Source organism: Weissella sagaensis (genome assembly GCF_005405285.1).
Lineage (GTDB): Bacteria > Bacillota > Bacilli > Lactobacillales > Lactobacillaceae > Weissella > Weissella sagaensis.
The window spans coordinates 31,348-55,955 of sequence record NZ_BJDT01000004.1 but is presented as its reverse complement, the minus strand read 5'-3'; the positions used below and the strand labels follow the sequence as shown (position 1 = coordinate 55,955).

The 24,608-nt window shown below is 35.0% G+C and carries 29 protein-coding genes and 4 tRNA genes; 26 read left to right on the top strand and 7 right to left on the bottom strand.

Features of this window, described 5'->3' with window-relative positions; translation table 11 throughout:
* Positions 1 to 123 precede the first annotated feature (123 nt).
* The 4 genes from FFM55_RS05070 to FFM55_RS05055 all read left to right on the top strand — a co-directional run bounded on the left by FFM55_RS05070 (position 124) and on the right by FFM55_RS05055 (position 5,287).
* A complete protein-coding gene (locus FFM55_RS05070; protein ID WP_170999662.1) occupies positions 124 to 963 on the top strand; it encodes an SDR family oxidoreductase in 840 nt (279 codons plus the stop codon).
* A gap of 108 nt (positions 964 to 1,071) precedes the next feature.
* Positions 1,072 to 1,635: a cadmium resistance transporter gene (locus FFM55_RS05065; RefSeq protein WP_042493445.1), complete on the top strand. Its 564-nt coding sequence runs from the start codon at positions 1,072 to 1,074 to the stop codon at positions 1,633 to 1,635.
* Between the two features lie 17 nt (positions 1,636 to 1,652).
* The gene (locus FFM55_RS05060) at positions 1,653 to 1,961 is read left to right on the top strand and encodes an ArsR/SmtB family transcription factor (protein WP_042493447.1); all 309 of its coding nucleotides are present in this window, start codon (positions 1,653 to 1,655) and stop codon (positions 1,959 to 1,961) included.
* Between the two features lie 722 nt (positions 1,962 to 2,683).
* Positions 2,684 to 5,287, top strand: coding sequence for a BspA family leucine-rich repeat surface protein (locus FFM55_RS05055; protein ID WP_137600637.1), 2,604 nt, complete (start codon positions 2,684 to 2,686; stop codon positions 5,285 to 5,287).
* A gap of 532 nt (positions 5,288 to 5,819) precedes the next feature.
* Here the strand turns inward: FFM55_RS05055 and FFM55_RS05050 are convergent.
* The 3 genes from FFM55_RS05050 to FFM55_RS05045 form a co-directional block, all read right to left on the bottom strand.
* Positions 5,820 to 6,974, bottom strand: coding sequence for a tyrosine-type recombinase/integrase (locus tag FFM55_RS05050; RefSeq protein ID WP_137600636.1), 1,155 nt, complete (start codon positions 6,972 to 6,974; stop codon positions 5,820 to 5,822).
* A 263-nt stretch (positions 6,975 to 7,237) separates the two neighbouring features.
* Entirely contained in the window at positions 7,238 to 7,378 is a 141-nt protein-coding gene (locus tag FFM55_RS09810) for a hypothetical protein (protein ID WP_170999661.1), read from the bottom strand.
* A 156-nt stretch (positions 7,379 to 7,534) separates the two neighbouring features.
* Positions 7,535 to 7,909, bottom strand: a complete 375-nt coding sequence (locus FFM55_RS05045) for a helix-turn-helix domain-containing protein (RefSeq protein ID WP_137600635.1) — start codon at positions 7,907 to 7,909, stop codon at positions 7,535 to 7,537.
* Positions 7,910 to 8,053: 144 nt separating this feature from the next.
* Here FFM55_RS05045 and FFM55_RS05040 point away from each other — a divergent pair, with 144 nt between their 5' ends.
* The 19 genes from FFM55_RS05040 (at position 8,054) to FFM55_RS04955 (ending at position 20,120) form a co-directional block, all read left to right on the top strand.
* Positions 8,054 to 8,248 (top strand): helix-turn-helix domain-containing protein, encoded by a 195-nt coding sequence (locus FFM55_RS05040; protein WP_137600634.1) that lies wholly within the window; start codon positions 8,054 to 8,056, stop codon positions 8,246 to 8,248.
* A gap of 103 nt (positions 8,249 to 8,351) precedes the next feature.
* The gene (locus tag FFM55_RS05035) at positions 8,352 to 9,134 is read left to right on the top strand and encodes a Rha family transcriptional regulator (protein ID WP_170999660.1); all 783 of its coding nucleotides are present in this window, start codon (positions 8,352 to 8,354) and stop codon (positions 9,132 to 9,134) included.
* A 79-nt stretch (positions 9,135 to 9,213) separates the two neighbouring features.
* A complete protein-coding gene (locus tag FFM55_RS05030) occupies positions 9,214 to 9,774 on the top strand; it encodes a Rha family transcriptional regulator (protein ID WP_137600632.1) in 561 nt (186 codons plus the stop codon).
* An 87-nt stretch (positions 9,775 to 9,861) separates the two neighbouring features.
* A complete protein-coding gene (locus FFM55_RS10050) occupies positions 9,862 to 9,996 on the top strand; it encodes a hypothetical protein (protein ID WP_275667568.1) in 135 nt (44 codons plus the stop codon).
* A 199-nt stretch (positions 9,997 to 10,195) separates the two neighbouring features.
* The gene (locus FFM55_RS05025) at positions 10,196 to 10,456 is read left to right on the top strand and encodes a hypothetical protein (RefSeq protein WP_137600631.1); all 261 of its coding nucleotides are present in this window, start codon (positions 10,196 to 10,198) and stop codon (positions 10,454 to 10,456) included.
* A gap of 17 nt (positions 10,457 to 10,473) precedes the next feature.
* Positions 10,474 to 10,881, top strand: coding sequence for a hypothetical protein (locus tag FFM55_RS05020; protein WP_137600630.1), 408 nt, complete (start codon positions 10,474 to 10,476; stop codon positions 10,879 to 10,881).
* On the top strand, positions 10,878 to 11,237 hold the full coding sequence (locus FFM55_RS05015) for an Rrf2 family transcriptional regulator (protein ID WP_137600629.1): 360 nt from the start codon (positions 10,878 to 10,880) through the stop codon (positions 11,235 to 11,237). The genes FFM55_RS05020 and FFM55_RS05015 overlap by 4 nt, the downstream gene beginning before the upstream one ends.
* A 107-nt stretch (positions 11,238 to 11,344) precedes the next feature.
* Positions 11,345 to 11,614, top strand: coding sequence for a hypothetical protein (locus tag FFM55_RS05010; RefSeq protein ID WP_137600628.1), 270 nt, complete (start codon positions 11,345 to 11,347; stop codon positions 11,612 to 11,614).
* The gene (locus tag FFM55_RS05005; RefSeq protein WP_137600627.1) at positions 11,604 to 11,870 is read left to right on the top strand and encodes a hypothetical protein; all 267 of its coding nucleotides are present in this window, start codon (positions 11,604 to 11,606) and stop codon (positions 11,868 to 11,870) included. The genes FFM55_RS05010 and FFM55_RS05005 overlap by 11 nt, the downstream gene beginning before the upstream one ends.
* Complete coding sequence (locus tag FFM55_RS05000; RefSeq protein ID WP_137600626.1) at positions 11,854 to 12,759, top strand: hypothetical protein; 906 nt, start codon at positions 11,854 to 11,856, stop codon at positions 12,757 to 12,759. Before FFM55_RS05005 ends, FFM55_RS05000 begins: the two co-directional genes overlap by 17 nt.
* Positions 12,756 to 14,321 (top strand): DUF5906 domain-containing protein, encoded by a 1,566-nt coding sequence (locus FFM55_RS04995; protein WP_170999659.1) that lies wholly within the window; start codon positions 12,756 to 12,758, stop codon positions 14,319 to 14,321. Before FFM55_RS05000 ends, FFM55_RS04995 begins: the two co-directional genes overlap by 4 nt.
* A gap of 313 nt (positions 14,322 to 14,634) precedes the next feature.
* Entirely contained in the window at positions 14,635 to 14,988 is a 354-nt protein-coding gene (locus FFM55_RS04990) for a hypothetical protein (RefSeq protein ID WP_137600624.1), read from the top strand.
* A 384-nt stretch (positions 14,989 to 15,372) separates the two neighbouring features.
* The gene (locus tag FFM55_RS04985; protein WP_137600623.1) at positions 15,373 to 15,564 is read left to right on the top strand and encodes a type II toxin-antitoxin system HicA family toxin; all 192 of its coding nucleotides are present in this window, start codon (positions 15,373 to 15,375) and stop codon (positions 15,562 to 15,564) included.
* A 29-nt stretch (positions 15,565 to 15,593) separates the two neighbouring features.
* Positions 15,594 to 15,992, top strand: coding sequence for a type II toxin-antitoxin system HicB family antitoxin (locus FFM55_RS04980; protein ID WP_137600668.1), 399 nt, complete (start codon positions 15,594 to 15,596; stop codon positions 15,990 to 15,992).
* A gap of 183 nt (positions 15,993 to 16,175) precedes the next feature.
* Positions 16,176 to 16,721, top strand: a complete 546-nt coding sequence (locus FFM55_RS04975) for a hypothetical protein (RefSeq protein WP_137600622.1) — start codon at positions 16,176 to 16,178, stop codon at positions 16,719 to 16,721.
* Positions 16,706 to 17,419, top strand: a complete 714-nt coding sequence (locus tag FFM55_RS04970) for a hypothetical protein (protein WP_137600621.1) — start codon at positions 16,706 to 16,708, stop codon at positions 17,417 to 17,419. The genes FFM55_RS04975 and FFM55_RS04970 overlap by 16 nt, the downstream gene beginning before the upstream one ends.
* The gene (locus FFM55_RS04965) at positions 17,416 to 18,384 is read left to right on the top strand and encodes a hypothetical protein (RefSeq protein WP_137600620.1); all 969 of its coding nucleotides are present in this window, start codon (positions 17,416 to 17,418) and stop codon (positions 18,382 to 18,384) included. The genes FFM55_RS04970 and FFM55_RS04965 overlap by 4 nt, the downstream gene beginning before the upstream one ends.
* A gap of 179 nt (positions 18,385 to 18,563) precedes the next feature.
* Positions 18,564 to 19,163: a hypothetical protein gene (locus FFM55_RS04960; RefSeq protein WP_137600619.1), complete on the top strand. Its 600-nt coding sequence runs from the start codon at positions 18,564 to 18,566 to the stop codon at positions 19,161 to 19,163.
* A gap of 528 nt (positions 19,164 to 19,691) precedes the next feature.
* Positions 19,692 to 20,120: an ArpU family phage packaging/lysis transcriptional regulator gene (locus FFM55_RS04955; protein ID WP_137600618.1), complete on the top strand. Its 429-nt coding sequence runs from the start codon at positions 19,692 to 19,694 to the stop codon at positions 20,118 to 20,120.
* A gap of 847 nt (positions 20,121 to 20,967) precedes the next feature.
* Here FFM55_RS04955 and FFM55_RS04950 read toward each other — a convergent pair.
* From FFM55_RS04950 to FFM55_RS04935, 4 genes are all read right to left on the bottom strand, one after another.
* A tRNA-Ser gene (locus FFM55_RS04950) sits at positions 20,968 to 21,056 on the bottom strand.
* Positions 21,057 to 21,138: 82 nt separating this feature from the next.
* Positions 21,139 to 21,210 (bottom strand) — tRNA-Glu (locus FFM55_RS04945).
* 29 nt (positions 21,211 to 21,239) lie between these two features.
* Positions 21,240 to 21,311: transfer RNA gene (locus tag FFM55_RS04940), tRNA-Glu, on the bottom strand.
* Between the two features lie 28 nt (positions 21,312 to 21,339).
* Positions 21,340 to 21,411: transfer RNA gene (locus FFM55_RS04935), tRNA-Glu, on the bottom strand.
* A 209-nt stretch (positions 21,412 to 21,620) separates the two neighbouring features.
* Here FFM55_RS04935 and coaBC point away from each other — a divergent pair.
* From coaBC to FFM55_RS04920, 3 genes are all read left to right on the top strand, one after another.
* Complete coding sequence (coaBC, locus tag FFM55_RS04930) at positions 21,621 to 22,820, top strand: bifunctional phosphopantothenoylcysteine decarboxylase/phosphopantothenate--cysteine ligase CoaBC (RefSeq protein ID WP_137600617.1); 1,200 nt, start codon at positions 21,621 to 21,623, stop codon at positions 22,818 to 22,820.
* A gap of 19 nt (positions 22,821 to 22,839) precedes the next feature.
* Complete coding sequence (locus FFM55_RS04925) at positions 22,840 to 24,006, top strand: hydroxymethylglutaryl-CoA synthase (RefSeq protein WP_137600616.1); 1,167 nt, start codon at positions 22,840 to 22,842, stop codon at positions 24,004 to 24,006.
* 122 nt (positions 24,007 to 24,128) lie between these two features.
* Entirely contained in the window at positions 24,129 to 24,569 is a 441-nt protein-coding gene (locus FFM55_RS04920; protein WP_042493476.1) for a nucleoside 2-deoxyribosyltransferase, read from the top strand.
* The last annotated feature ends 39 nt before the right edge of the window (positions 24,570 to 24,608 follow it).

Sequence of the window (24,608 nt, the reverse complement as noted above, 5' to 3'; positions counted from 1 at the left end):
TAATGTGTTTTACTATACACCTTAGAGTAAACTTTAGTGCAAATTAATTTGACTTGAAGTTTACTTCAAGTAGTATAGTAATTTCATTACCAATGAGGTAAATAATAGTACAGCGAGGAAAAAATGATGCAGCAAAAAGATGTTATGTTGGTCGTTGGTGCTGGCCAATTATCATTAGCAATAACGCGTAGACTAGGTTATGGTCAAAAAATTATTTTAGGTGATCGTAGTACCGAAAACTTAGAATTGATTAGTGGCGTTCTTCAAGATGCTGGTTATGATGTGGCAACGTTTCAGATGGATTTATCATCTCGTCAGTCAATTAAAGCTATGATTGCATTTGCGCAAAAATTTGGGCAAATTAAAATGCTGGTTAATGGGGCAGGCGTTTCGCCGTCACAGGCATCAATTGAAAAAATTTTAGCAGTGGATTTGTATGGTACGGCCGTCTTATTAGAAGAAGTTCGTCAAGTTATTGCACCTGGTGGTGTTGGTGTTGTTATTTCAAGTCAATCTGGCTATAGGATGCCAGCATTAACGCCACACCAGGACCGGCAATTAGCAATGGCGCCAACTGAGAAACTATTAGATTTAGACTTCTTGCAGGTTAATAATATTAAAGATTCGTTGCATGCTTATCAATTGGCCAAACGATGCAATGAAAAAAGAACAATGTATGAAGCTGTTAAATGGGGTGAACGTCAAGCCCGTGTAAATGCTATTGCGCCAGGTATTATTGTGACACCTTTAGCACGTGATGAATTTAATGGCAAACGAGGTGCGTTCTATAAAAATATGTTTGCGAAATCGCCAGCTGGACGTCCAGGAACCGCAGACGAGGTTGCTGACGTTGCCGAGTTGATTATGAGTCAACGAGCACACTATATTAGTGGTGCAACTTTTCTAATTGATGGTGGTGCGACAGCATCTTATTATTATGGGCCACTACAACCTAATGAGTAATAAAAAAACACCAATTTTTCATAATTGGTGTTTTTTTGTGTCATTGTTTATTACACATGTTATTATGTACATATGTAATAAACAACATGTGTTTTTTAGGAGGCTGAAATGAATATAGGGATTATAGTTATGACGTTTTTAGGTATTAATATAGACTTTTTCTTCATGTTGTTATTTTTACTGAAAAAATATCATGTCTTGCAAGTTTTGCTGGGTTATCTAGCAGGTGTTATGCTGTTGTTAATTGGTAGCTATTTTATTGGTGCAACGCTAGGGCTATTTTTACCTGAATGGATTTTAGGCTTGCTTGGAATATTGCCAATTTATATGGCTTTGCATGATGATGATGGCAATGGTGCTCCTAAATGGCATAAACAACCCATTATAACAGTTTTATTGACTTATTTATCTGTGTGTTCAGGATGTGTTTTAGCGATTTTTCTGCCAATTATGATTGGTAAAAGTATCCATGATTTAGTGATAACAATCTTGATAATTGCCATTTTAGTCACTATGATTGTTTTTATAATTAAATTAGTCGTAACAACTAATTTGGTTATGAAAATAATGAACCAATATGGTGAAATCATGATGAAAATCTGTTATATCTTAATTGGTTTATATGTATTTTGGGATAGTGGCTTAATTCATCATGTTTTATCATATTTTTGAAAGGGGGACATTGTGTAATGGATGATCAACATTTGCTTGAGATGACTAGTATTATGAAATTATTAAGTAATCGTATCAGAATTGAAATGTTGTACAATTTAGAGAATAAAAGGCTAAGTGTAAAAGAATTAAGTGAGTTATTGGGCATTGAACAATCCGTTGTATCACACAATCTAGCTTTATTGCGTGATCATCAGTTAGTGACGAGTGAAAGAAATGGTAAATATAATTATTATCAGTTAAATGATCCACATATTTTAGATGTAATCAATGAAACCTTTGAACACGCAGATCATGTGTTACGCGGTAAATCTCACGGTGAGTGATGTTGAATGGCCGCTACAAAATAAAAAGGTGCTAGTATTATGTTGCTATATACATAAATAAATTTGTAACTAATATTTTTAAATTTTATTTGAATTATAAATTTCAAGAAGGAAGTATTTTAGATATGTGGCTTAATCTATCTATAATCTTTATTATTATAGTAATAGTTTTAGCATTGTTATCAATTTCATATAGAGATGGGTACCGAAGAGCTTATAGTGAATTAACTAACACAGGTATGAGTAGTAAAAAAGCTAGAATAATGTCATCAATTCTGGCCTTTTTTATATTTTTTAATGATTCAGAAATAATGTGATTTGTAGCCATTCGGGGATGAAATGTGGAAATCATGTCATGGAAGTTAATGGTTGAAACGATATTAGTATAATGCGCAGGGATTGTTAAAATAATAAAAAATCGTACTCAAATAACTTAAGTGAAATTTCACGAAAAAGTTAGGTATCTAAATAATTTTTAATTAACTAAAAACTGTTTCCGATATGTAAACGGAAACAGTTTTTTTGACGTTAAATATCGTAGTTTGCTGAGGATGTACCAATAATTTATGAAGTGAAAATGCTTTGTATTTTAGATAAAAAACGATTAAAGTATTTATTTTAATAGTTAGGATACTTTTTTGATGTAAATCGAACTATTTTATAATGTTGTGAATATTCTAAATAAGATACAATACTCTCACAATATTAGAATTGGAGTAAATATGATGAAAAAAAGTTTAGAGATAAGTTTATTGACAGCTGCGTCAATATTAATAGGATCTGGTTTGTTGGTTACTGATAATGTTTTTGCAGATGATGCGCAACTGAGTAGTAAATTAAATACTACAGCCGATAGTACGGCCATTCAAACAGGAACTTGGGGAACTTGTGATTGGAATTTTAATCCAGTAACAGGGACCATTAATCTTGAAGGTGGCACACTAAGTAATAATGACGCACCTTGGAGTCAAGATGGTATTTTAGGTGATTCTGTAAAATATATTGTTATTGATGGTAAAGTGATTTTGCCATCTGATAGCGCGAATTTATTTTCTAATCGTTCATTAATTAGTATTAAGGGTGAAAATAATTTAGATACATCTAATGTAGTAAATATGAGTAATATGTTTCTAAATGATGATAAGTTAGAAACTTTAGATTTAAGTAGATGGGATACGAGTAAAGTGACAAATATGAGCGGTATGTTTGCTTATACTCGTTCATTAGACACTGTTAAAATGGGTGGGTTTGATACTGGTAATGTGATTTCTATGCGTGACTTATTTAGTAATTCAGGTTTAAATCATATAGATTTAAGTTCATTTAACACGGGTAAAGTTTCTGATATGGGAAATATGTTTTTAGAAACATCTAATTTAACAAAACTTGATTTACAAAGTTTTAATACTGAAAATGTTATCAATTTTGGTGGCATGTTATATCACACCGGTATTGCTTACTTAAAACTAGGACCAAATACATATTTGGTAGATCCATGGCTTGAAAATCCTACCAGTGGAAAAATTAACCCATTAACTGGTACCAAGAGTAATGGAAATTGGCAAGAAGAGGAAACAAAAAACGTTTTGCTTGATTTAAAGAATCCTAAAGCAAATACAGTATATGTTTGGGGAGTTAGTAAGCCTGTAAATTCAAGTAGCAGCAGCTCAGAATCAGAAAGTACGAGTACATTAGAAAAGCCAAATGGCGGTGATGGGTCATCTAGTGAAACTAGTACGTCAGGAAATGACACGTCAACAGGTGAAGTAGAAAAACCAAATGGTGATGGGTCGTCATCCAGTGAAACCAGTACGTCGGGGAGTGATACGTCAACAAGTGAAGTAGAAAAACCAAATGGTGATGGTTCATCCAGTGAGACCAGCACGTCAGGAAATGACACGTCAACAAGTGAAGTAGAAAAACCAAATGGTGATGGGTCGTCATCCAGTGAAACTAGTGCGTCGGGGAGTGATACGTCAACAAGTGGCGAAGAAAAGCCAGATGGTGATGGCTCATCTAGTGAGACCAGCACGTCAGGAAATGACACGTCAACAAGTGAAGTAGAAAAACCAAATGGTGATGGGTCGTCATCCAGTGAAACCAGTACGTCGGGGAGTGATACGTCAACAAGTGGCGAAGAAAAGCCAGATGGTGATGGCTCATCTAGTGAGACCAGCACGTCAGGAAATGACACGTCAACAAGTGAAGTAGAAAAACCAAATGGTGATGGTTCGTCATCCAGTGAGACCAGCACGTCAGGAAATGACACGTCAACAAGTGAAGTAGAAAAACCAAATGGCGATGGGTCATCTAGTGAAACTAGTACGTCAGGGAGTGATACGTCAACAAGTGGCGAAGAAAAGCCAGATGGTGATGGCTCATCTAGTGAGACCAGCACGTCAGGAAATGACACGTCACCAAGTGGCGAAGAAAAACCAAATGGTGATGGTTCATCCAGTGAAACCAGTACGTCAGGGAGTGATACGTCAACGAGTGGCGAAGAAAAGCCAGATGGTGATGGCTCATCTAGTGAGACCAGCACGTCAGGAAATGACACGTCAACAAGTGAAGTAGAAAAACCAAATGGTGATGGTTCGTCATCCAGTGAAACCAGTACGTCGGGGAGTGATACGTCAACAAGTGGCGAAGAAAAGCCAGATGGCGATGGTTCATCCAGTGAAACTAGTACGTCAGGAAATGACACGTCAACAAGTGGCGAAGAAAAACCAGATGGTGATGGATCATCTAGTGAGACCAGCACGTCAGGAAATGACACGTCAACAAGTGAAGTAGAAAAACCAAATGGTGATGGGTCGTCATCCAGTGAAACTAGTACGTCGGGGAGTGATACGTCAACAAGTGGCGAAGAAAAACCAAATGGTGATGGGTCATCCAGTGAAACCAGTACGTCAGGGAGTGATACGTCAACAAATGATGATAATAAACCAAGTGGCAATAATACAATATCTGGAAATGGTGTATCGATAAACGGTGAAAATAATGTAACTCATGACACGTTAGAAAATAGCACAAGTAAGCCTAGTAATAGTGGCGGCATGTCTGTAATAAATTCTGCTGTTACGACTAATCTTGTGACAAATGTTGTTAACGATAAATATCATAGTTCACTTGGTATGCAACCGACAATTAACAAAGGTTATACTAAAATTGGACCAAATAAGGATACTTCAGTAGTCTTACCTAAAACTGCAGTTAAGGTAGCGAACAATGTGAATGCGCATAAAGGATGGTATGCGATGCTAGTTGTTTTGGTAATCTTGTTTGTAAGCGGACTAATAGATATGAAGTCAAAACGTAAGCAATAAGATTTTCTATTTTGTAATATTTTAAGTTGAGAGGTTATCCAATTCAAATGGGTAGCCTTTTTATTTTGTATAAAAAGATAATATAACTAGCTTTATTAATAATTGTTTACAAGATGAGTAATGATTAACGGATATTTTAATTGGATGATAAATTATACGGGTACAAAGCCAATAGGTGGTGGTTATTTAATTTAAGAAAATTTAGAGTAGGGGGAGTTGACTTGAACAAGGGTTACAATTGGCAAATAACATCATCTTTATAAGTAAAGATATTAGTGCACTAATGGTGGTATTAAAATAAAACGCTGTTCAGCAATTGAACAGCGTTTTATTTACATAGTAGGTAGTTCCCAAATTTCCAACTATTTTTGTTGACTTAAAGGTGTTTGTTAAACCTCAATAAGGAGCCAACGGGAGTAAATAAAAGTCCCGCAAAGCCCGGTGTAAAGGAATTTAATTTTATGATTACACATTAAAATACACATATTTGCGATATTGATAAAGGGTTTAACTCTTTAAATACACATTTTTTCTAAAAGTTGACCAGTGATGTAAATACATCCGCTGTTTTTGCTTTATCGGTTTCAGTCAGTCCACTGTACACGGATAATGTTGTTTGTACATCATCATGGCCGAGTTGGTACTGTAATTGTTTAACATTCATCCCCGCTTGAATAGCTAAGGTAGCGTAAGTATGGCGGAAACCATGCACTTTAATACGTGGTAATCTTGCATGTTCAGCAATTGTAATAAGCCACGGACGTAATTTGCTAACTAATTGGTAATTATCGAGTGTACTGTTAGTAAATATGATACCCGTAGACTGTAAACCGCTAGCAAGCGTTAAACGTGATTGAATGGCTTGCCAATGACGTAAGATAGTTAGTGTATTATCATCTATCCTAACATTGCGGTTACCTGCTTTTGTCTTAGGTGGATGAATTTTATTGATAATACCATTATCAACAACCAAGTTTTTATTAACTTTGATAGTTTTATTTTGATAGTCAATATCAGTCCACTTTAACGCTAACAATTCACCACGTCTCATACCAGTGAAAGCCAGAACTCTAAATAGAGCATAGATTCTGTATTTCACATCATCACGACCACCGTATAAAACTTTTGCACTACTCATGAACTGGTTAAGTTGTTCAATCGTGTAAAAATCTAGTCTATCCGTGAATATTGGGGATGGCTTAGGTTGTGGCATGATGATCCTGTTGAAAGGTGTTTCATCAATTAGCCCCATAACAACGCATTGTGCAAGTGTTTGTTTAAACGGCATTAAATTCTTTTTGTAGTTGTGCATGACTGCACTCAATTCATTTACAAATTGCTGTAAAATAGTAGGTGTAATCTCATCTACATAACTATTTTTAAACCACTTAGAACACAATACATGTAGTTGCATGAAACTATCAGTTTTCTTTAATGTTGTATCGGCTACTTTGGGTTTGTAGGTGGATAACCACATCTCATAAACATCACGTAACAACATTCTATTCTTTTGCTGTTTGTGATTAGCTAAAATTTCATCAATCTCATCAAGGGTTTTACGTTCCCACTTCTTAGCAAGGGTTAGGGACGTAAAGCCTTTTTTATTTTTCTCACGGCGCTTACCGTCATTATCACTATAAGAAATACGCACATTGTAAGTTCTATCTTTTTGTTTTGTAATACTCATAAAATTAAACACTTTCTATACGGGACTACCACGACCGAGCGTATATGTATGGTTTATTTGTTTGAGTATAAGGGGACGGTAACTTGTGACTCCTACGAGTGTGTTGGCTAACCAGATATGGCGAGCGAGATTGATAGCACAGATTTACGACATGTTATTTTACTATGAAATTTCCATCCCCATGAGTGGGGAAAGACAGCGAACAACAACAGAAAAAATTAGTGATCTAAGAAGTTAAATGTTTGGCCAATCAGTAAGAATAATTAATTTTCTACCGTTAGCAAGTCTTGTAAGCCTGTTTTATTAGTCTCTGACAATGGTTGTATGTCCGTTTGAGAAAGTGGCGTTACATCTGTTTGTGATAACCGTGTTTCTTTGGTCTTAGATAAACCTTTCCAATACATACAATGTCCTTTCTAGTATGTGGGTACAATTTTGTACTTACTTCGAGGGTATCGGCAATATTGCGGACACTGTTTTAATGACAGGCTTATATTTGAGTGGGGTGTAGATTAAACCGACACCCTTATAACTTAAACTTTAGCCATAATTGTGAGGTTTTAATAATCATTCCTGTCATATCCATATTCTTCGAGATGCTGCATTTGATTTAGTTTACTTTCCAAATCTTCTATTCTCTCGTTTAAAGTAAAAATAATATCTGTAATTTTTTCTTTATCACTTTTTTCAAAGCTAAGTTGTTGTATCGAATCTATTAAATATTTATCAGTTTCAGTTTCGTTTTTGTCGTACAAACCTTGAATATAACCAATTGACACATGGAAATAGTCAGCTAATTTTTGCCAAGTTTCTAATTTTGGTTCACGTTGTTCGTTTTCGTAACGTGCATAGGCTTGTTGTGATATTCCGATAGCATTGGCAACGTCTATTTGTGATGCACCTAGTTTCTTTCTTATTGTTTTTAATCTATTCATAACGTAGTCACCTCATGAGTATAATAACATATAAAACACCATTGTGGAGTGAAAAAAGTGTTGACTTACACCACAATGGTGTTTTATAGTGTAATCATCTCATACACCATTATGGTGTTAAAAATAAAAGGGAGGTGGATAATAATGGCAACAATTTCGAAGGATTTAACAACAGCAATCAAACGCAAGAGAGGGGAGCTAAACATTACAGTGATTGAACTGGCAAGACAAACAGGGGTAAGCCGTTGGACACTAGATAAAATTTTTAAAGGTAAAACGGATGAGGCATTCCCAACAACAATAGCAAAGCTAAATGAGTGGTTGTATAAGCAAATTTAGGGCATAAAAAAAGCCCCGCTTGTCAGAGAGCGGAGCAGTCAAGTATCGAAAGGACACGATTAATACGAATAACTCAATTTTAGCACAAAATAAACTGGTAACAGTGGTTAATGATGAAGAGGTAACTGACACATTGACTGTAGCAAGGGCATTTAATAAACAACATAAGAATGTTTTGCAGTTGGTTGATAACAAATTGCACTCGGCTGAATTGTCAGCCCAGTTAAAAAATATGTTCACTGAATTTACTTATCAAGATACAAGCGGTAAGAATAATAAAGCTTATCAAATGAACCGAGACGGCTTTATATTTTTGGTTACTAGCTTTAGAGGAACTAAAGTAGATTTAGTAAAGCTGGCATTTATTGAAGCGTTTAAATATTATGAGCAATTGGCCAAAGCCCCGGAAAAGAAGCAACTTGCAAATGATGTAGAACTACATCTCATTGGAACACTTAATTTTAATGGCCAGAATGTTCGAGTATTAAAAGGGGATGGAGACACCATTTATTATTTGTTTGCTGATTTTACAAAGGCAGTGGGTTATTCATCAAACAGTAATGTTAATTGGGGTAGGCATGGTGGTGTTTTACACGCCAGAGTGTCAGAGCTTACTGAAGTTGGTAATCATTTCAACGTTATATCTTTAGAACGACTTTCAAATATTTTACCTAAGCTTAAACGAGACACTCGACAAAGACGTTTAATATTTAAATTTTACGATCAAGAGCAAGGGAAAACGCTGTATGGCAAACAAGACCCACGGGAAACCAAAGCCTATAAGCAAGATGTTAGCAAGATTTTAAAGTTGATTGAGCTGGCTAAAGTAAATGGGAATACAAAAATCATTCCTGATTTAATCGCAGAGGCGGAACAGAGCATATAAAAAAGCCTACCATGGCTAAATGGCAGGCTATGAAATCTAATTACAGATCACACGACATGTAACGGAGGTTAATTATAACATGAAGAATTTAGTATTTATACATGATATGAAGAGTGAGCCATATACGACTAGCGATATTGTTTCTCAATATTCAGGCGTTAGCCGTAAAAGAATTAGAGAATTAATTACACGTCATTTTAACGAGTTTGAACAACTAGGGGTTTTAACGTTTGAAACGTCAAAACCTATTGCAGGCTCAAAAGGTGGACGACCTCATAAAATTTATCATTTGACTGAAACGCACGTTACTTTCTTATTTAGCTTATTGGATAATACGCCACAAGTAGTTAAGTTCAATCTATTAATTGCAAAAGCATTTAAAGAATTGAAATACAAAGTAAAGGTACAACAGCAAGAAATTATTAACAAGAATATTTTGTTAGAACGCAATAGGCAGATTAATAAAGATTTAGGGCAAGTGATCCATGAGTATTTACCTGATAATAAATACGCTTACTCAAATTACCACACATTAGCATATTTAACTGTCACAGGCTTTACACCGAAGAAACTAAGAGAGATGTACCATGTTGCAAATGCACAAGAAGCACTAACTAATGAGCAACTTGATGAATTTTAACATGTGAAACAAGCCATTGCTAGTTTAATCATCATTGGCCAATCATATGACGTTATCAAGTTAACAATTAGTAAAGGAGCTTAACCAATGGGAGCCGTAACAGCATTCTTTATTGAAATTAGTATCACATTAGCAGTATTGTTTGTGATTGATCGTATTGCAGACTACTTTATTACTCGTAAGTTTGGCTACTACATAGTTGAAGAAAACGACCTAGATTAAATCTAGGGTACGACCTGAACAAGTCATTAAACTGTTTGATAAATATATTGTGACTTTTGGTTAGTATCAAAAAAACAATAATCGGGACTACCACACCGAAACCAAAAGAAAAACCATTGTCAGCAACCTAAGCAGGCATCAACTAACAATGGTTTAACAATTAGTAGCAACATTCTCAAGAAAAAAGGAGCGAACCTTTATGACAAATAATAGTTTAACAGATTATCCCGCATTAGTTGGAGCAGTACAGTCAATTGCTGACCGATTGGAATTCAATGACAACGGACGGCAATGGATGAACAAACAACAAGCACAAGCTTATGTGAATTTAGGTAAACGAGCATTTCAAAGATTAGTAGATGATGAAGCCATCCCCGTACACAATTTAGAAAGTCATGGACTAGCAAGGCTAGAACGTTATAACCGAGATGAATTAGATGAGGCAATGAAGCAACTTTAAAGAAAAGGAGCATGAACATGACAGAAACAGAATTTAAACAACAATTGTTAAGGGCATGCAATATAGCCAAGCAAGAAATGAATGACGTTTTAGAAGATGAGACACATTTGCCAAGTCAATATATCGCACTAGGTTTGAAACAAGGCGTACAGGCAGTTATGTTAATGGTCAAGCATGATCAACTAAATGATTTATCGTTTGATATGGTTAAACGATATAAGCAAGCCAAAAAAACAATGTTGGTATTGCACCCCATGAAGAGTACAGAACAGTCTACTGACTTTGGGGATGGCTTTCAGTTAGCTAGTTGTGCATTGATAGACGTTATTACCAATGATGAGCAATTAACTAACAATACCAAGTTAAGTATCTTACAACGGATGAATGAACAATTAACAGCACTAGGAAAGGCGGAGAACTCATGACATTAAGTACAAAAGCAATCGCACTATATAACTTGTTATCGGTTGGACAAGAAAATGCTAAGCCTCGTAAAGAGTTGGCCAATCTATTAAACATAGATACTAGAACCGTATCTCAACTATCTTCGCAATTAGTAAAAGCAGGCGTTCCCGTTGGCTCTATTCGAGATGGCAAGATGGGCGGTTTATTTATTATCTCTAGTCAAACAGAACTACAAACAGCAACATACAGCGTAGAAAATGATGCATTGGAAAGCATGCAACGAGTACATAAATTAAGAGGTATCGATTTGGCCAATTGGCAAACAGAATTTAGTGACAAACTAGAAACACAAAAAAACCAGCTACAAAACATGTAACTGGCTGTTAATGAAGTCATGTATTAGAAAAGTTTTGACGAACAGATAATACACGACTTTTTATGAACTCTAACAGCACTATACGGCACTGAAAGGACGTTTTTATTATGACTGAAAAAGAACAACCACGCAAGGAAATCGAATTACTAGAAGTTAAATATTTAATTGAACTAGTTGGCAAAATGGAATGGGTTATTAATGATCATTTAGACAATATAACAGAACAAGAACTTATAGACTTAAACAACACTAAACTATCTTCTCATCTTGAAATAGTTACGGCCCTTTTCCCTAGCTTTGATAAATTGTTGAATGATCTAACAAAAGCGATTAATAAATTGCCTGAATTTGTTGAGGTAACTAACCATGAACTTTAAACCAACCAAAGAGCAACAAAACGAGGCATTGGCAGGAGTATTTGAACTTTATTACAACCCACTTAATACAAATCGGCTTGATCATTACATCTACTCTTTTTGTAACTCACTGATGCTATATCCAAAAGATGTAAGTCGAGCGATGGCATTAACAAAAAAGCTTAATGACCGCCTCATTTATCCACTGAATAAAGAAGAGCAGGCACAAGCATACTGGAGGCTAGAAAAGGAGTGGTTTGATGATTTACTTGACTAACGGTGTGCGCCAAAAACAATACACCACTATAAATAATACAGATGACTTTAACCACCTTTTACACGCTACCAGAGCGCCACAACAGGCGCTAAATATGACGGCTGAACAATTAGCCGAGTATAAGAGAGATACAGCGCCGTACGCTATCTATGGCGAAGTATCAGGTATGACTAGGCAAGATGATGTTATTAATCGCACGGTTTTGTTTATTGATGTAGATGATGAGGGGAATTATACCGATACCGGTAACCGCATGGGCGACTTATTACGTGCATTTGGCACAAGTTTTGTTATCTATCCAACCATTAGCAACGGCATTAAGCAGGGGGCAAGATTAAGAGTTGGCGTATCGCTAGATAGAGCGGTCAATGTTGATGAATATGCAAAAGTTTCAAATGTACTCACAAAAACAATCGACATTAAAGGCGACACTACAGCAATTAACCAGAGCTTTAAGCAATTACAAGGGCTATACGTGCAAACGTCCCAGAACAGCCAATATGTACCAAACATTGAAGATGTGGCGCAAGGCTTACCAGTTGATAAAGTTATTGAAGCATATAATGCGAACCCTGAAAAATATCAGGAAAAAACCACCCGAAAACAAATGATTGATGTAGATGATGAGAGTAGTGACATCCCCAAATATGCACAAACAAACAGAAAAATTATCGCTTGCCTGTTAGATCCAGAAAGTAACTACATGATGTTTGGTGGTTGGGATAACATGCTAACGGCTTTGGGCGGTTGGACATTAAGAAATACGTACGGCAACTATCGCATGACAGCGGATGTATTAGAAGCTGTAAATAACATGGGTAGCGACCCTATCGACAATAAAGAGTTAGGCAATAAATTTAAATCGTGGGCAGAGAGGTGGACGTATTGAGTATTTTAAATGATGAAGAGTTAAAGGATATTGAGAAAAAAGCACAGACGGTTAAAGAACAACCCAAAGAAATTGTTTACTGGAATAAACGCAAAGAAGTAGAAAGCCGTTTAGATGATGATGACGTGGCAAAGTTATTAGATGAGCTATCGACTTTTGCCCCTAAGTGGTTAAAACACGTTGTTTTTAAAAAGCGTATTCATCATATTATTGATTATCCTAAATTTTTAAAATGTATTGAGGAAAGAATTAGCGTTATTGTAACTGACAAAAACCCGTTGGGCTACCATTATACGGGGGAGTATTGGCAAAGCTATACAAAAGCAAATCAAGTTACGCAAGCAGTTAGAAATGAAGTTATTTTTGAATTGAGTGAGTGGTTGATTTATGACAAGATGAGCAACGGCGATTTAAGTAAATTGTATTCATATATGTATGCTTATATGCTTGAACCACAAAATATTATTTTTGATAAAAATGAGTTAGTTAGTTTTTCTAATGGCACTCTTGATTTAGAAACATTAGTACAACATCCCTTTAAAAAAGATGATTATTTAACATCTAAGTTACCTGTTAATGTATCGCTAAATAGTCCAAATGGTGGGCTAGTTGCTGAATATGCACGGCATTTGTTAGGGGATGAAGAAAAAACATTGTCAGAATGGTTTGGGTATATGTTTTTTAAAGACGCAAGCAATATTAACGCTATCATGTTTATGCAAGGTGTTGGCGGAAACGGTAAAAGTACGCTGTTAAAAACGTTGTTAGAATCATTTGGAAACTTTGGTAGTTCAATATCTTTTAAACAATTGTCGGGTAAAGATAGTGACCGTTATGTTAATCAGTTGTCTACTGCCTACGCTAATATTTTGACGGAAAGTGATACACAGATAAACAATGACGGTATGACGCTTATTAAAAAAATATCTTCGGGTGATCCAATTACTGCTAACCCTAAGGGAAAAGAAACATTTACGTATACGCCACGAGCTAAATTTTTAATATCCGTTAATTACCATTTGCCAGTGTTTGAAGATAGTAAGGAATATCAACGCCGATTAGTATTATTGTCCGCAGACGCTAAACCAATTGAAAGCATGGCAGAAGATGAGCGTAAAGCATTTTTAAATAAGTTTGATAAGGATAAGTTAAAAGAGGCGTTACCTGAATATATCGGGTATGCAATTAAATTAGCTAAACAAGCGATTGCAAGAAAGCAGTTGACCTTATTACCAAGTACAAAAACTAGAATTGCCGACTGGTTGAAGAGTGATGATTATATTAGCCAATTTATAGATGAATATCTTGTAGAAATTGTGGGTACAAATGGCGCAACTGTTAAGTATGTGTACGACCAATTCAAGCCATTTATGACTGAACAGGGCTTTGATGAAATGGATATTATTTCATTTAAACAATTTAGGAATGCACTATTGAGTAAAGGGATAATTATAGCAACCTTCCCAACGAGAGGAATTGAAAAAGATAAAGAGGTTGTTAATGATTTTGACGAAAACAAGAAAAGTAGATTACGGGGTAAAGGCGTTAACAAACATAGATAAAGGTAGTAAATATGATGTAAAAGTAGGAAAAAGCTACCATTTAACTACTTTTTATAAATTTAGCTAACCACTGGTGTAATAGCGTTTATCTATTCTTTACTACCTTTACTACCTTAAATAGTTACTCATAAATAGTTATATATAGAATACACAAACACATATACACATATACACATATATACGAGCGGAGTTCAAAAAAGGGGTAGTAAGGTAGTAAAAAAATATAAATGCTTTTATATCAATGTTTATAAGACTTTTATTAAAAGTAACGAGGGTAGGAATAACTACCTTTTTAAATAAAGGAGATACAACAATGGCATTTAATACACAACTAACAAACAAGCACATTCAAGAATTGAATAAGAATATTAATGATGTGCTGGCTGATGTTGACCCAAAAATACGCAGGCTTCTAACAGAGTTGGTTAATCATGTTCGATACTATGCAGATTTAGAGGACGAGAACGTATTAACTTCAATAGCAGACTTACAAAATGAAGTTAAGGACATGACAATTGTTTACGAGTATGAAGATAGGTTGAATGAGTTAGAGGCAACAATAGAGCAATTAAAAAAGGAAAATAGACAGTTGGCCAAGCGTTTAGATAAGTTAGAAAAACAAGGTGGCCAACGTATAAGGGGATGGAGAGGTAAGAATAATGAATGAACATTTTATTATGCAAGAACTACTAACTTTAGTATCACGACCAAACAACGATATACAAACTAGAATTGAATTGCTGAAAGTTGGCGTTTTACATAATATTTCAGTATCACTTAAAAATATTGAGAGGGCGAAAGAATGAGTAGTGAAGTTGGTATTTTTATGTTTGGGGTGTTGATTACTTTATGTGTGCAATGTATAACATTAGGCATGGTACCTATTGTTTAAAGACAATTAGATTGCGGATCATGATGAGTGAATAATAAAACAACGTCAGCAAAGTTAGAAAATAACTTGTTGGCGTTTTATCGTATAATTATACGTATAAAGTATTTACTTTTATAGTGATTGCACGTATAATGTACGTATAGAGAGGAGGATGAGAACATGCCAAAGCGTCCCAAAGAAATGGGAAAAGAGCTATTGAAAGCCGGTTTTGAGTTAGTACCTGATAAAGGTAAAGGCGGACATAGGCGTTACAAACACCCAGACGGACGCACAACAGAAATACCATTTCACACCAAGGAATTAAAGAAAGGCACAGAAATGGCAATACGTAAGCAAGCAGGGCTAAAATAAAGTATTGTTTGGCATATTCTCAAAATGTTATGGCAATAAGAAATAATAAACGTTTAATCTATCCTGTAATTATCAGTGAATTTAATGACGACGGCCATTACTTTGTTGTCACATCCCCTAATATCAAAGGAATGGTAACACAAGGCGACACAGCAGAAGAGGCAATCTATTGGGCTGAAGATGCAATCGCCACCATGTTAGACGGTACAGAGTACCCAGAGCCACAAGACCCAAGCGATTGGGAAGTTAAAGACAATGAACGTATTGTTTATGTATCGGTTGATATGACAGCATGGCTAAAAGCTAACAGTAAGACAATCAGAAAGACAATTACAGTACCAAAATATCTTAGTGATCTAGCAAAAGACAATGGCATTAATGTTTCAGCAGTGGCAACGCAAGCACTAGAAGCGGCATTAAACGTATAATATAGCCAAGACTAAGCAAAATAACACTAACAAGGTACTTTCTGACTTTGTTGGCGTTTTTTAGAGGGGTGTCGTAAGTTGCGACACCTTTTAACTTAAGAATAAGCTTCTACTGATTTCTGTGTAGGTAGTATATAATAAGCTATATAAAATGTTTAAGCAAAAACATAAGGGGGATTAAAAATGGCAGTTTATATACCGTTAATAGTTAATCATCCAAGGCAATCAAGTGAAGTGAGTGCTGCAACTAAATATTTTACAAATAATTATAAATTACAACATAAGATATATGAGATGGATACCAAAACTGTTTTAATCATTGAATACAATCCAAATTTATTTTGGCAAGACAGGAAGCGCTTTAATGAAATGTTGAATAAGTTTCAAATTTTTTTGTTGCTCTTATCTACACGAAATTTTTGCGATTTGGGAAGTAAATTTGGTTATGAAAACTATACTGTTTCAGATGTTCGTTTTTCTCCCGAAGATGAGATTTTAAAAGAAGATTTTGAGGATAACAGTATTACGGGTTTAGATTTACTGTCAAGAATTGAAGAAGAAGAGTATGAAATTGATAAAATGGTTATTACTGACGATCTTGGGATGCAATTTCAACTAAATTTAAACGGTACGTTTCAAATTAGAGAAAATGATGAAATTGTAAAATTACATCAATATAAAAAATTTATAGATTTTTTGATGAGGTTTTATATATGCAACGTGCTTTAAAAAACTTACTATCGTTGTTGCCAAAGATATATATGAGCTTTGTTACTTTATTGGTTACATTGTTTGGTGCGCCTGGATTGATGACATTTTTTGTGAAAAAATTTGAGTTTAACAAAACAGGGACGATATTGATTACCAATTTCATAATTTTGGTAATTAGCACAATTATATATGCTTTGTCAGTTATTTTAGTTAATCTTATATGTATTAAAAAGCTAACTGTTAGGGTGAAAATAAAAAATAAGCAGGGAAATTCTATAAAAAAACAAATCTTTTTAGCTGAGAATAATGAACCAACTAAAATACGAATGGATTTTACGTATGATTATGGTCGGTTCTTTTCATTTTTATTAAGATTGATTGGTGCACAAGGAGTACTTTATTTCTATCCAGAAAGTGTTAGATGTCAAGTAACTAATAAAAAAGACTATATGGAATTTAATAATGTACCTATTGACCAATCTGTTATTTCTATTCCTTTGTGTAATCATAAATATGAAAAGGAACCAATAGAATTAGTGGATATTGATGTAGTTCTTCGGGTTATAGAGACCGGATATTCTAGTCTTTTACTAAAATTCAAAATAGAGGGTGGAGACAGTATTTTATGTAAATTAATATGTAAAATTATTAATTATCATAATTTTTTTGTTCGGGTAGATTTAAATTCTTTTCAATTAGAAAGAGGAAATAAATGACACAAAAAACAACGTATTTATTAAAAATAAATGGAAAATCAAAGATATCTGAGATTTCATCTTTAAATAAAGAGTTGATTAAAGAAACAAGGTTTAATGCTAAAAGTGATTTAGATGCTGTACCAGATTCAGCAAAAAACTTACATTATAATCTGAATATTCCCGAGCACACAGTAACCAGGTTTATTAAATTATCTGAAGAAATTAGTCTATCTTTTGTTCCGGTTGATTTTACATTACAGTTTCGGAAGAAGGATATTTGGAAAGATGAAAAGCAAACTCAAATTAAGGATTTTGATCAGGTAATTGGGGTGGAACAATTAGAAGCAGCTTTTTTTGAGTTGGATAAACAATTATGGCTCGCGGTATATACTTCAAAGCCTGTCATGATAGACCGTGTTAGAAAATTATTGGGCTTAGTAGATACTGAAGAAGAGAATATTACCCCAGAGTTGTTTAGGTGGCTGTTTTATCTCTTTGATAATGAACACGGAATATTGAGAGAACAATTTATTATTACTGATATGATGGGATTTACAACTGATATCATTAACGAACAAAGTGAGGGTATCGTTAGTGGAACTAGTGATACGACTGCAGCTATGAGTGCAACAAAACTAGAAATTTCATTAGGTCATCCGCTAAAAAGTGTTAAATTAGGTTTAAAGGAGACAATAGGTAGTCAAAATGTTGTACCTTCAAGTTTTGTTCTTGAATCAAATTATAAATTGAGTGTTGATACTAATTGGACTAATGTGTCTAAAATATACTCCGAGGACTATAAAGATTTTAAGACCTCGGATAGAAACTTGGCAAAGGCTGTATACATTTATGCACACCTAATTCCAGAGATCAAAGAACTATATCTTAAAAATCCTAAAATTGAAGCAATTGTCAAGTATAGAAATGAAACGATTGATGTTTTGATGGAACAATTACAAGAAGCTAAAGAAGAACTTAATTAAAACAAGTCATTGAATTTGATAAATCGTTGTTGGCGATCTGTCTTGTTTCACAGTCGAAAATTGGACCATGAGAATTACACGTTTTGCATGAAATTAAAAAATGACATGATAAAAACGAATTTAGAACCACAAAACAGTCGCTAATCTATATACTTGATAGTGAAAGGGTGGTTAGGGCTATGACTTCAAGACAAGAACGGGCAGAAGAGAAACGACACCATAAAAAATTAAAAAATCGGGTTATTGTAATTATTATTGTGCTAGTTATCATTATTGGTGGTGTGTTTACTTTTAATCAATTGAATAAGCAAGATAAAATAGACACGCAAGTTTCAACATCCCCAGTAGAAAAGCATAAAAAGGGCATGACTTCTAAAAGTGAAAGTAAAGATTCTAGTATTAGTTCATCAAGTGTAGAAAATGATGTTAATAGTAATAGTGATACAACCAATGAAACGAAGAGTTCGCAGTCTGAAACGGATGAAGATAGTCAATATTATGTTAATGCATATGGTCATACTATTAAAAAAGGTGAACAGGATAATACGGGTATTGCTGAACGGAATCGCAACCGAGATGTAGATCTAAAAAACTTAGATTATATAGTTACTGCGCCTTTAACATATGAACAAAAAATGATTCAAATGAAATCGTGGGGCTTTTCTTTTACACCAGCTCCGTCGTCAAAAGATTTATACATTTGGGGGCGTGATGCAAGCTCAAGTATGGGCGCAATTGGTATTATCCATACTGATGGAAGTGTTGAAAAAATCAATTAATATTAAGTTTATAAGAACCATAATTGAGCATTAACATTAATTTGTTAGTGCTTTTTTATTTGCTAGTATAATAGTATATGCTATATAGGTTATTGGAGGGGATGTTAAGAAATGTTAAGGTATGACGCTGGAAAATGCTGGAGCAGATGCTAACAAATGCTAACCTGAGATGTTAGTAAATGTTAGTCTAAAAATGTTGGTACAATGGTATTGAATGTCAAGGTAATAAGCTGGTTTAAGGGCTATCTGAAAGGGTTATGAAGCTTTGATTTAATAAAAGAAAACGTTGCAACGAATGCAACAAAATGCAACGCAACGCAACAAAAACGTTGCAACGCGTTGCACTAAAACGCAACACAAAAAATATGCCACAAATAGGCGTGATAATCGCCTTTGCTAGGGCGGTAGATAGTTGTTAGATGTTAACTTTTGTTAACCTAGAATGCTAGCAAATGATAGAACAAATGCTAAGAAATGCTAAGGTCAGATGTTGGAAAATGTTGGACTAAATACAGGGGGATGAATTGAATGTTATCTATACTTGATACGACGGGTAAAGTGCTAGACGAGAAAGCGACTATTAGGAATGTCCGAGAGTTCTTTAATAGAGAATTACCAATTATCAAAGCAAGAGCACACCAAGCATACATAGATATTAAAAGCCCTGTTTGGGACGACATACCAAAAAGTACAAACGTTGATAATGGGGCAGAGAGAAAGTTAACTAATCATATGCAAGCCAAACAATGGCTCACTGAAATAGTTGAAGCAATTAACGCAATACCTGAAAAGCTAAGGCAATTTATTGATTATCGATATATGAAGTATAAGCAGTGGATAGAAATTGAAGAGTTGAGTGGTTATAGCAGAAAAAGAGGCCAGCAATTACTAAATGAAGCATTTTTATACTTTGCTGATGGCTTTACAGATACCTATGATTTTAGAGTTTGGCACTGATCTAATTCAGTGCTTTTTTATTTTCGTGTGAAATAGCTTAATAGGTTGGCGGACTTTTTCGCATGCCCAATGAAAAGCCATATATTAGCCTGTACGCCGTTTTAGTATGATTTGGGGTAATTAGTCATGGCAGAGTAGAAATGAGTTAAGTTTTGGGAATATTTTGAACAACGTGTTAAATAAATAAAAACTAGGACAACAAATAGATGTAATTTCCGCACAAGTGCAGAATGAACAACTGTACCCACTATTTGGCATGGCAATTTGTCTCATTTGGATGTTAAGAAATGTTAAGATACATGCTAACAAATGCTAACATTATTTTGTTACAAATGTGAGCATAAAAGGAGCTGTAAAGCCGTTATAACAGACATTAGCATAATAATACATTGTAACAAAAAAGGGTGCACTCAAAAACGCAACGCATGAACCACCGTATTTAGTAGGTAGGGCGTAGGCGAACCTACACCGTGCTAGTCACTAGTGAGTGACCACCACTTTTACAACCGTAGGCAAACCTACACTTGTTATAAATGTGCGTGTGCTTATGAACTACCCCAAAAAGGAACGGCCGTATTTGCAGGTACGACCGTTATTGATCATGTAGATCCATTCCCAATAAAAGAGCAAAATAAAACGCCGTTCAGCAAGTGAACAGCGACATATTTACACGGTGGGTAGTCCCTAATTATTTGATTGTCAGAAATACACATCAAAATACACATTAAGCATAATTTCAATGGCATTTCACGGAATTACATAACTTTCAAATGTGTAATTCAATGTGTATCAAACCTTGTTATATCAACGAAAACGTTGATTTGTAGGCGTTTGTTAAACCTCAATAAGGAGCCAACGGGATTTGAACCCGTGCGCCGGCTCAACACCGGTTCGGCGGATTTCGAGTCCGCTGCATTACCACTCTGCCATAGCTCCATAACATTATATATTATACCGATATTTAAAAGGGGTTTCAAGTATAAAAAAACTAGGATAATAAATATCCTAGTCGTAAATATAGCTCATCAGGGAGTCGAACCCTGGATGCCGGTGTGAAAAACCGGAGTCTTAACCGCTTGACCAATGAGCCATAAAATGAAAATATTTGGATGAAACCAATAGCTCATCAGGGAGTCGAACCCTGGATGCCGGTGTGAAAAACCGGAGTCTTAACCGCTTGACCAATGAGCCATAAAATGAAATATTTGGATGAAACCAATAGCTCATCAGGGAGTCGAACCCTGGATGCCGGTGTGAAAAACCGGAGTCTTAACCGCTTGACCAATGAGCCATAAAATTACAAAATGTTTGTTTCAACAACGTTTAATAATATACCAGATGAATTGAAATGATGCAATACTTAGTTTACAAAAAATTTAAAAAGTTTGCCATTAATGTAGAATGTCGCTAAAATTACGATTGTAAATAATGCTTAAATTTCAGTTAACCAAAGTGGTAAACTTAGCATATTGTGATTTTGAATATTAAGGAGAACAGTGGATGTTTTCAGAAAAAAATATTGTATTAATTGTTAGTGGTGGGATTGCTGCCTATAAATCAGCAACATTTGCACGTTTATTAATTAAAGAAAAAGCGCATGTTAAAGTTGTAATGACAAAATCAGCAACAGAGTTTATCACGCCTAAAACGATGGCAGTCTTAACGAATGAACCAGTTTTAACAGATTTATTTTCAGAATCGACAGCAGCAACAATTGATCATATTTCTGTGGCTGATTGGGCAGATTATATTTTTGTTGTTCCAGCAACTGCTAATATAATCGCTAAAATAGCAAACGGTATTGCAGATGATGCTGCTAGTACGGTGTTAGCAGCTAGACACACACCATTGATTATTGCACCAGCGATGAATGAAAACATGTATCTCCAAAAAGCAGTCCAAAAAAACTTACAAACTATTATGGCAGATGGTGATATTGTGATTCAACCAGCTGAAGGTTTTTTGGCTGAAGGTTACGCAGGCAAAGGTAGATTACCAGAACCAACTGATATTTTAGCGTATAGCGAGTTGAAGTTGTATCAAAAACAAGGGGTTTTGAAAAATAAACATGTTGTGATATCAGCAGGTGGGACAATTGAGCCAATTGATCCAGTTAGATATATTTCAAATCGTTCATCAGGTAAGATGGGATATGCCCTTGCTAAAGCAGCTGCCGAACAAGGTGCACAGGTTACTTTGGTATCAGCATCGACAACTTTACCGGATCCAATTGGTATTAAAACCATTCATATTCAATCAGCACAGGATTTGTCTAAACAAATGATAGCAACACTTCCTACAGCCGATGTCATCATTATGGCAGCAGCTGTATCTGATTATCGAGTAGGTGAACCTGCTGTAAATAAATTAAAAAAACAAGCATCAGGTGAATTAACATTGACCTTAGTAGAAAACCCTGATATTTTAGCTCAGTTAGGTGCAATGAAAAAAGAGCAATATTTGGTTGGCTTTGCTGCGGAAACACAAAATCTTTTAGCGTATGCACAAACAAAATTAGTGAAGAAAAATGCAGATATGCTCATTGCTAATGATGTCTCTAAACATCAAGTTGGATTTGGCTATGACACGAATCAGGTGACTATTTTGACTAAAGATCAAGAACCAGAAGTGTTACCATTACAAGATAAATTGTCAATAGCACGAAAAATTATGCAAAAAATTAGTGAAGTAATTAATTAATAAATGGCAGGTAATAAAAATGACAGTTATTGGAATTGATAAAATGAGCTTTTTTTCACCACAACAATATATTGATATGGTTGAATTAGCAAATGCGCGTGGTGAAGAACCTGATAAATACCTTATTGGTATTGGTCAGACGCAACAGGCTGTTATCCCACCGACACAAGATGTTGTGACGATGGCAGCTAATGCTGCTGATGAAATGTTGACCGCTTCAGATCGTAAGGCAATCACAATGATTTTATTTGCGACTGAGTCAGGAATTGATAATTCAAAATCAGGTGCTGTTTATTTGCAACGCTTGTTGGGAATTAATCCATATGCACGTACAATTGAGTTAAAGCAGGCATGTTATGCTGGTACATTTGCCTTAATGCAGGCTCGAGATTACGTGACGCTACATCCAACTGAAAAAGTGTTAGTAATTGCTTCAGATATCGCACGCTATGGCTTAAAGACAAGTGGTGAAGTAACACAGGGTGGTGGTGCAGTTGCCATGTTAGTATCAGCTAATCCGGCGATTGCTCAAATCAATCAGGATAGTCAATATTTATCACGTGACGTAATGGATTTTTGGCGGCCTATATACGCCGATACTGCTCGCGTTGATGGTAAATATTCAGCTAATATTTATCAAGATTTTTTTAAAGCAATTTGGACACGATATAAGCAAAAAACAGGGCTAGATATTAACAATTTTCAAGCTTTGGCTTTTCATTTACCCTTTACTAAGATGGGATTAAAGGCTTTACGTGATGTTCTGCCAGAGGCAAGTGAGACACAGCAGACTAATTTGATGAGAGAATTTGAAGCTAGTCGTGTTTATAATAAGCGAATTGGTAATTTATATACTGGGTCATTGTACTTGAGTTTATATTCGTTATTAGATAATTCAAAGACTTTAAAAGCTGGTGATCACGTTGGGATGTTCTCATATGGTTCAGGAGCTGAAGGGGAATTTTATTCATTAACATTGCGTCCTCATTTTAAAGCCGGTTTGATTAATGGTCAGTTAGAAGAATTATTAGCTAATCGAAAGCAAATTACAATTGCAGAATATGAAACAATTTTTGATAATCAATTAAGTGGTCCACTAGACCGTCAATTGGATACGCAACAAGATACAGCAAAGTTTGTTTTGAGTGGTTTGAAAAATGAGCAACGTCAGTATATTTGTCATTAAAAGTAAGCGAAATTTCATTTTAAGTTCTTGAATTATTCAAAAGTAAGTGGTTTTATAATTGATTGTTCGGTATTTATTGGTTAAAATAAAATATACTAATAATATATAACGAGGATAAATTTATGAAACGCGTATACTTAGCTGGACCATTTTTTGATGATGAACAAATTGATCGTATTGAAAGATTAGAAAAAGCATTAACTGACAACGAAACAGTTGCTGATTTTTTTAGTCCACGCACTGAAGTACATGATGAATTTGAATTTGGTTCAAAAGAATGGGCAGCAGCTATCTATAAGGGTGACAAAGAACATTTGGATCCGGCAGAAGTAGTTGTTGCTGTAATTGACTATGACAATGACTATGTTGATCCAGGAACGGCTTGGGAAATTGGCTATTCAGAAGCCATGAATAAACCGGTTATTCTAGTGAAAGAAAAAGAAGGCGCTATTAATTTGATGATTTCAGCACCAGCACATGCGGTTGTGACTGACGTTGCAGATATTGCAAATTATGACTTTGATAAATTACCTGCTAATGAATGGACAGGTAAGACTTTCTAAAAATTGAAATTGAGGAAAATAGTTGTTAGATTATTAGCA

Excerpts from the sequence above, each read along its gene's own strand:
- FFM55_RS05055 (WP_137600637.1), top strand. The coding sequence starts at position 2,684 with ATGATGAAAAAAAGTTTAGAGATAAGTTTATTGACAGCTGCGTCAATA.
- FFM55_RS04990 (WP_137600624.1), top strand. The coding sequence starts at position 14,635 with ATGGCATTTAATACACAACTAACAAACAAGCACATTCAAGAATTGAAT.
- FFM55_RS05060 (WP_042493447.1), top strand. The coding sequence starts at position 1,653 with ATGGATGATCAACATTTGCTTGAGATGACTAGTATTATGAAATTATTA.
- FFM55_RS04975 (WP_137600622.1), top strand. The coding sequence starts at position 16,176 with ATGGCAGTTTATATACCGTTAATAGTTAATCATCCAAGGCAATCAAGT.
- FFM55_RS05030 (WP_137600632.1), top strand. The coding sequence starts at position 9,214 with ATGAAGAATTTAGTATTTATACATGATATGAAGAGTGAGCCATATACG.
- FFM55_RS04985 (WP_137600623.1), top strand. The coding sequence starts at position 15,373 with ATGCCAAAGCGTCCCAAAGAAATGGGAAAAGAGCTATTGAAAGCCGGT.
- FFM55_RS04925 (WP_137600616.1), top strand. The coding sequence starts at position 22,840 with ATGACAGTTATTGGAATTGATAAAATGAGCTTTTTTTCACCACAACAA.
- FFM55_RS05050 (WP_137600636.1), bottom strand. The coding sequence starts at position 6,974 with ATGAGTATTACAAAACAAAAAGATAGAACTTACAATGTGCGTATTTCT.
- FFM55_RS10050 (WP_275667568.1), top strand. The coding sequence starts at position 9,862 with ATGGGAGCCGTAACAGCATTCTTTATTGAAATTAGTATCACATTAGCA.
- FFM55_RS05005 (WP_137600627.1), top strand. The coding sequence starts at position 11,604 with ATGAACTTTAAACCAACCAAAGAGCAACAAAACGAGGCATTGGCAGGA.
- FFM55_RS05045 (WP_137600635.1), bottom strand. The coding sequence starts at position 7,909 with ATGAATAGATTAAAAACAATAAGAAAGAAACTAGGTGCATCACAAATA.
- FFM55_RS04970 (WP_137600621.1), top strand. The coding sequence starts at position 16,706 with ATGCAACGTGCTTTAAAAAACTTACTATCGTTGTTGCCAAAGATATAT.
- FFM55_RS05070 (WP_170999662.1), top strand. The coding sequence starts at position 124 with ATGATGCAGCAAAAAGATGTTATGTTGGTCGTTGGTGCTGGCCAATTA.
- FFM55_RS05065 (WP_042493445.1), top strand. The coding sequence starts at position 1,072 with ATGAATATAGGGATTATAGTTATGACGTTTTTAGGTATTAATATAGAC.
- FFM55_RS04960 (WP_137600619.1), top strand. The coding sequence starts at position 18,564 with ATGACTTCAAGACAAGAACGGGCAGAAGAGAAACGACACCATAAAAAA.
- FFM55_RS05015 (WP_137600629.1), top strand. The coding sequence starts at position 10,878 with ATGACATTAAGTACAAAAGCAATCGCACTATATAACTTGTTATCGGTT.
- FFM55_RS04955 (WP_137600618.1), top strand. The coding sequence starts at position 19,692 with ATGTTATCTATACTTGATACGACGGGTAAAGTGCTAGACGAGAAAGCG.
- FFM55_RS05025 (WP_137600631.1), top strand. The coding sequence starts at position 10,196 with ATGACAAATAATAGTTTAACAGATTATCCCGCATTAGTTGGAGCAGTA.
- FFM55_RS04920 (WP_042493476.1), top strand. The coding sequence starts at position 24,129 with ATGAAACGCGTATACTTAGCTGGACCATTTTTTGATGATGAACAAATT.
- FFM55_RS05000 (WP_137600626.1), top strand. The coding sequence starts at position 11,854 with ATGATTTACTTGACTAACGGTGTGCGCCAAAAACAATACACCACTATA.
- FFM55_RS05020 (WP_137600630.1), top strand. The coding sequence starts at position 10,474 with ATGACAGAAACAGAATTTAAACAACAATTGTTAAGGGCATGCAATATA.
- FFM55_RS05040 (WP_137600634.1), top strand. The coding sequence starts at position 8,054 with ATGGCAACAATTTCGAAGGATTTAACAACAGCAATCAAACGCAAGAGA.
- FFM55_RS04965 (WP_137600620.1), top strand. The coding sequence starts at position 17,416 with ATGACACAAAAAACAACGTATTTATTAAAAATAAATGGAAAATCAAAG.
- FFM55_RS04980 (WP_137600668.1), top strand. The coding sequence starts at position 15,594 with ATGGCAATAAGAAATAATAAACGTTTAATCTATCCTGTAATTATCAGT.
- coaBC (WP_137600617.1), top strand. The coding sequence starts at position 21,621 with ATGTTTTCAGAAAAAAATATTGTATTAATTGTTAGTGGTGGGATTGCT.
- FFM55_RS09810 (WP_170999661.1), bottom strand. The coding sequence starts at position 7,378 with ATGTATTGGAAAGGTTTATCTAAGACCAAAGAAACACGGTTATCACAA.
- FFM55_RS05010 (WP_137600628.1), top strand. The coding sequence starts at position 11,345 with ATGACTGAAAAAGAACAACCACGCAAGGAAATCGAATTACTAGAAGTT.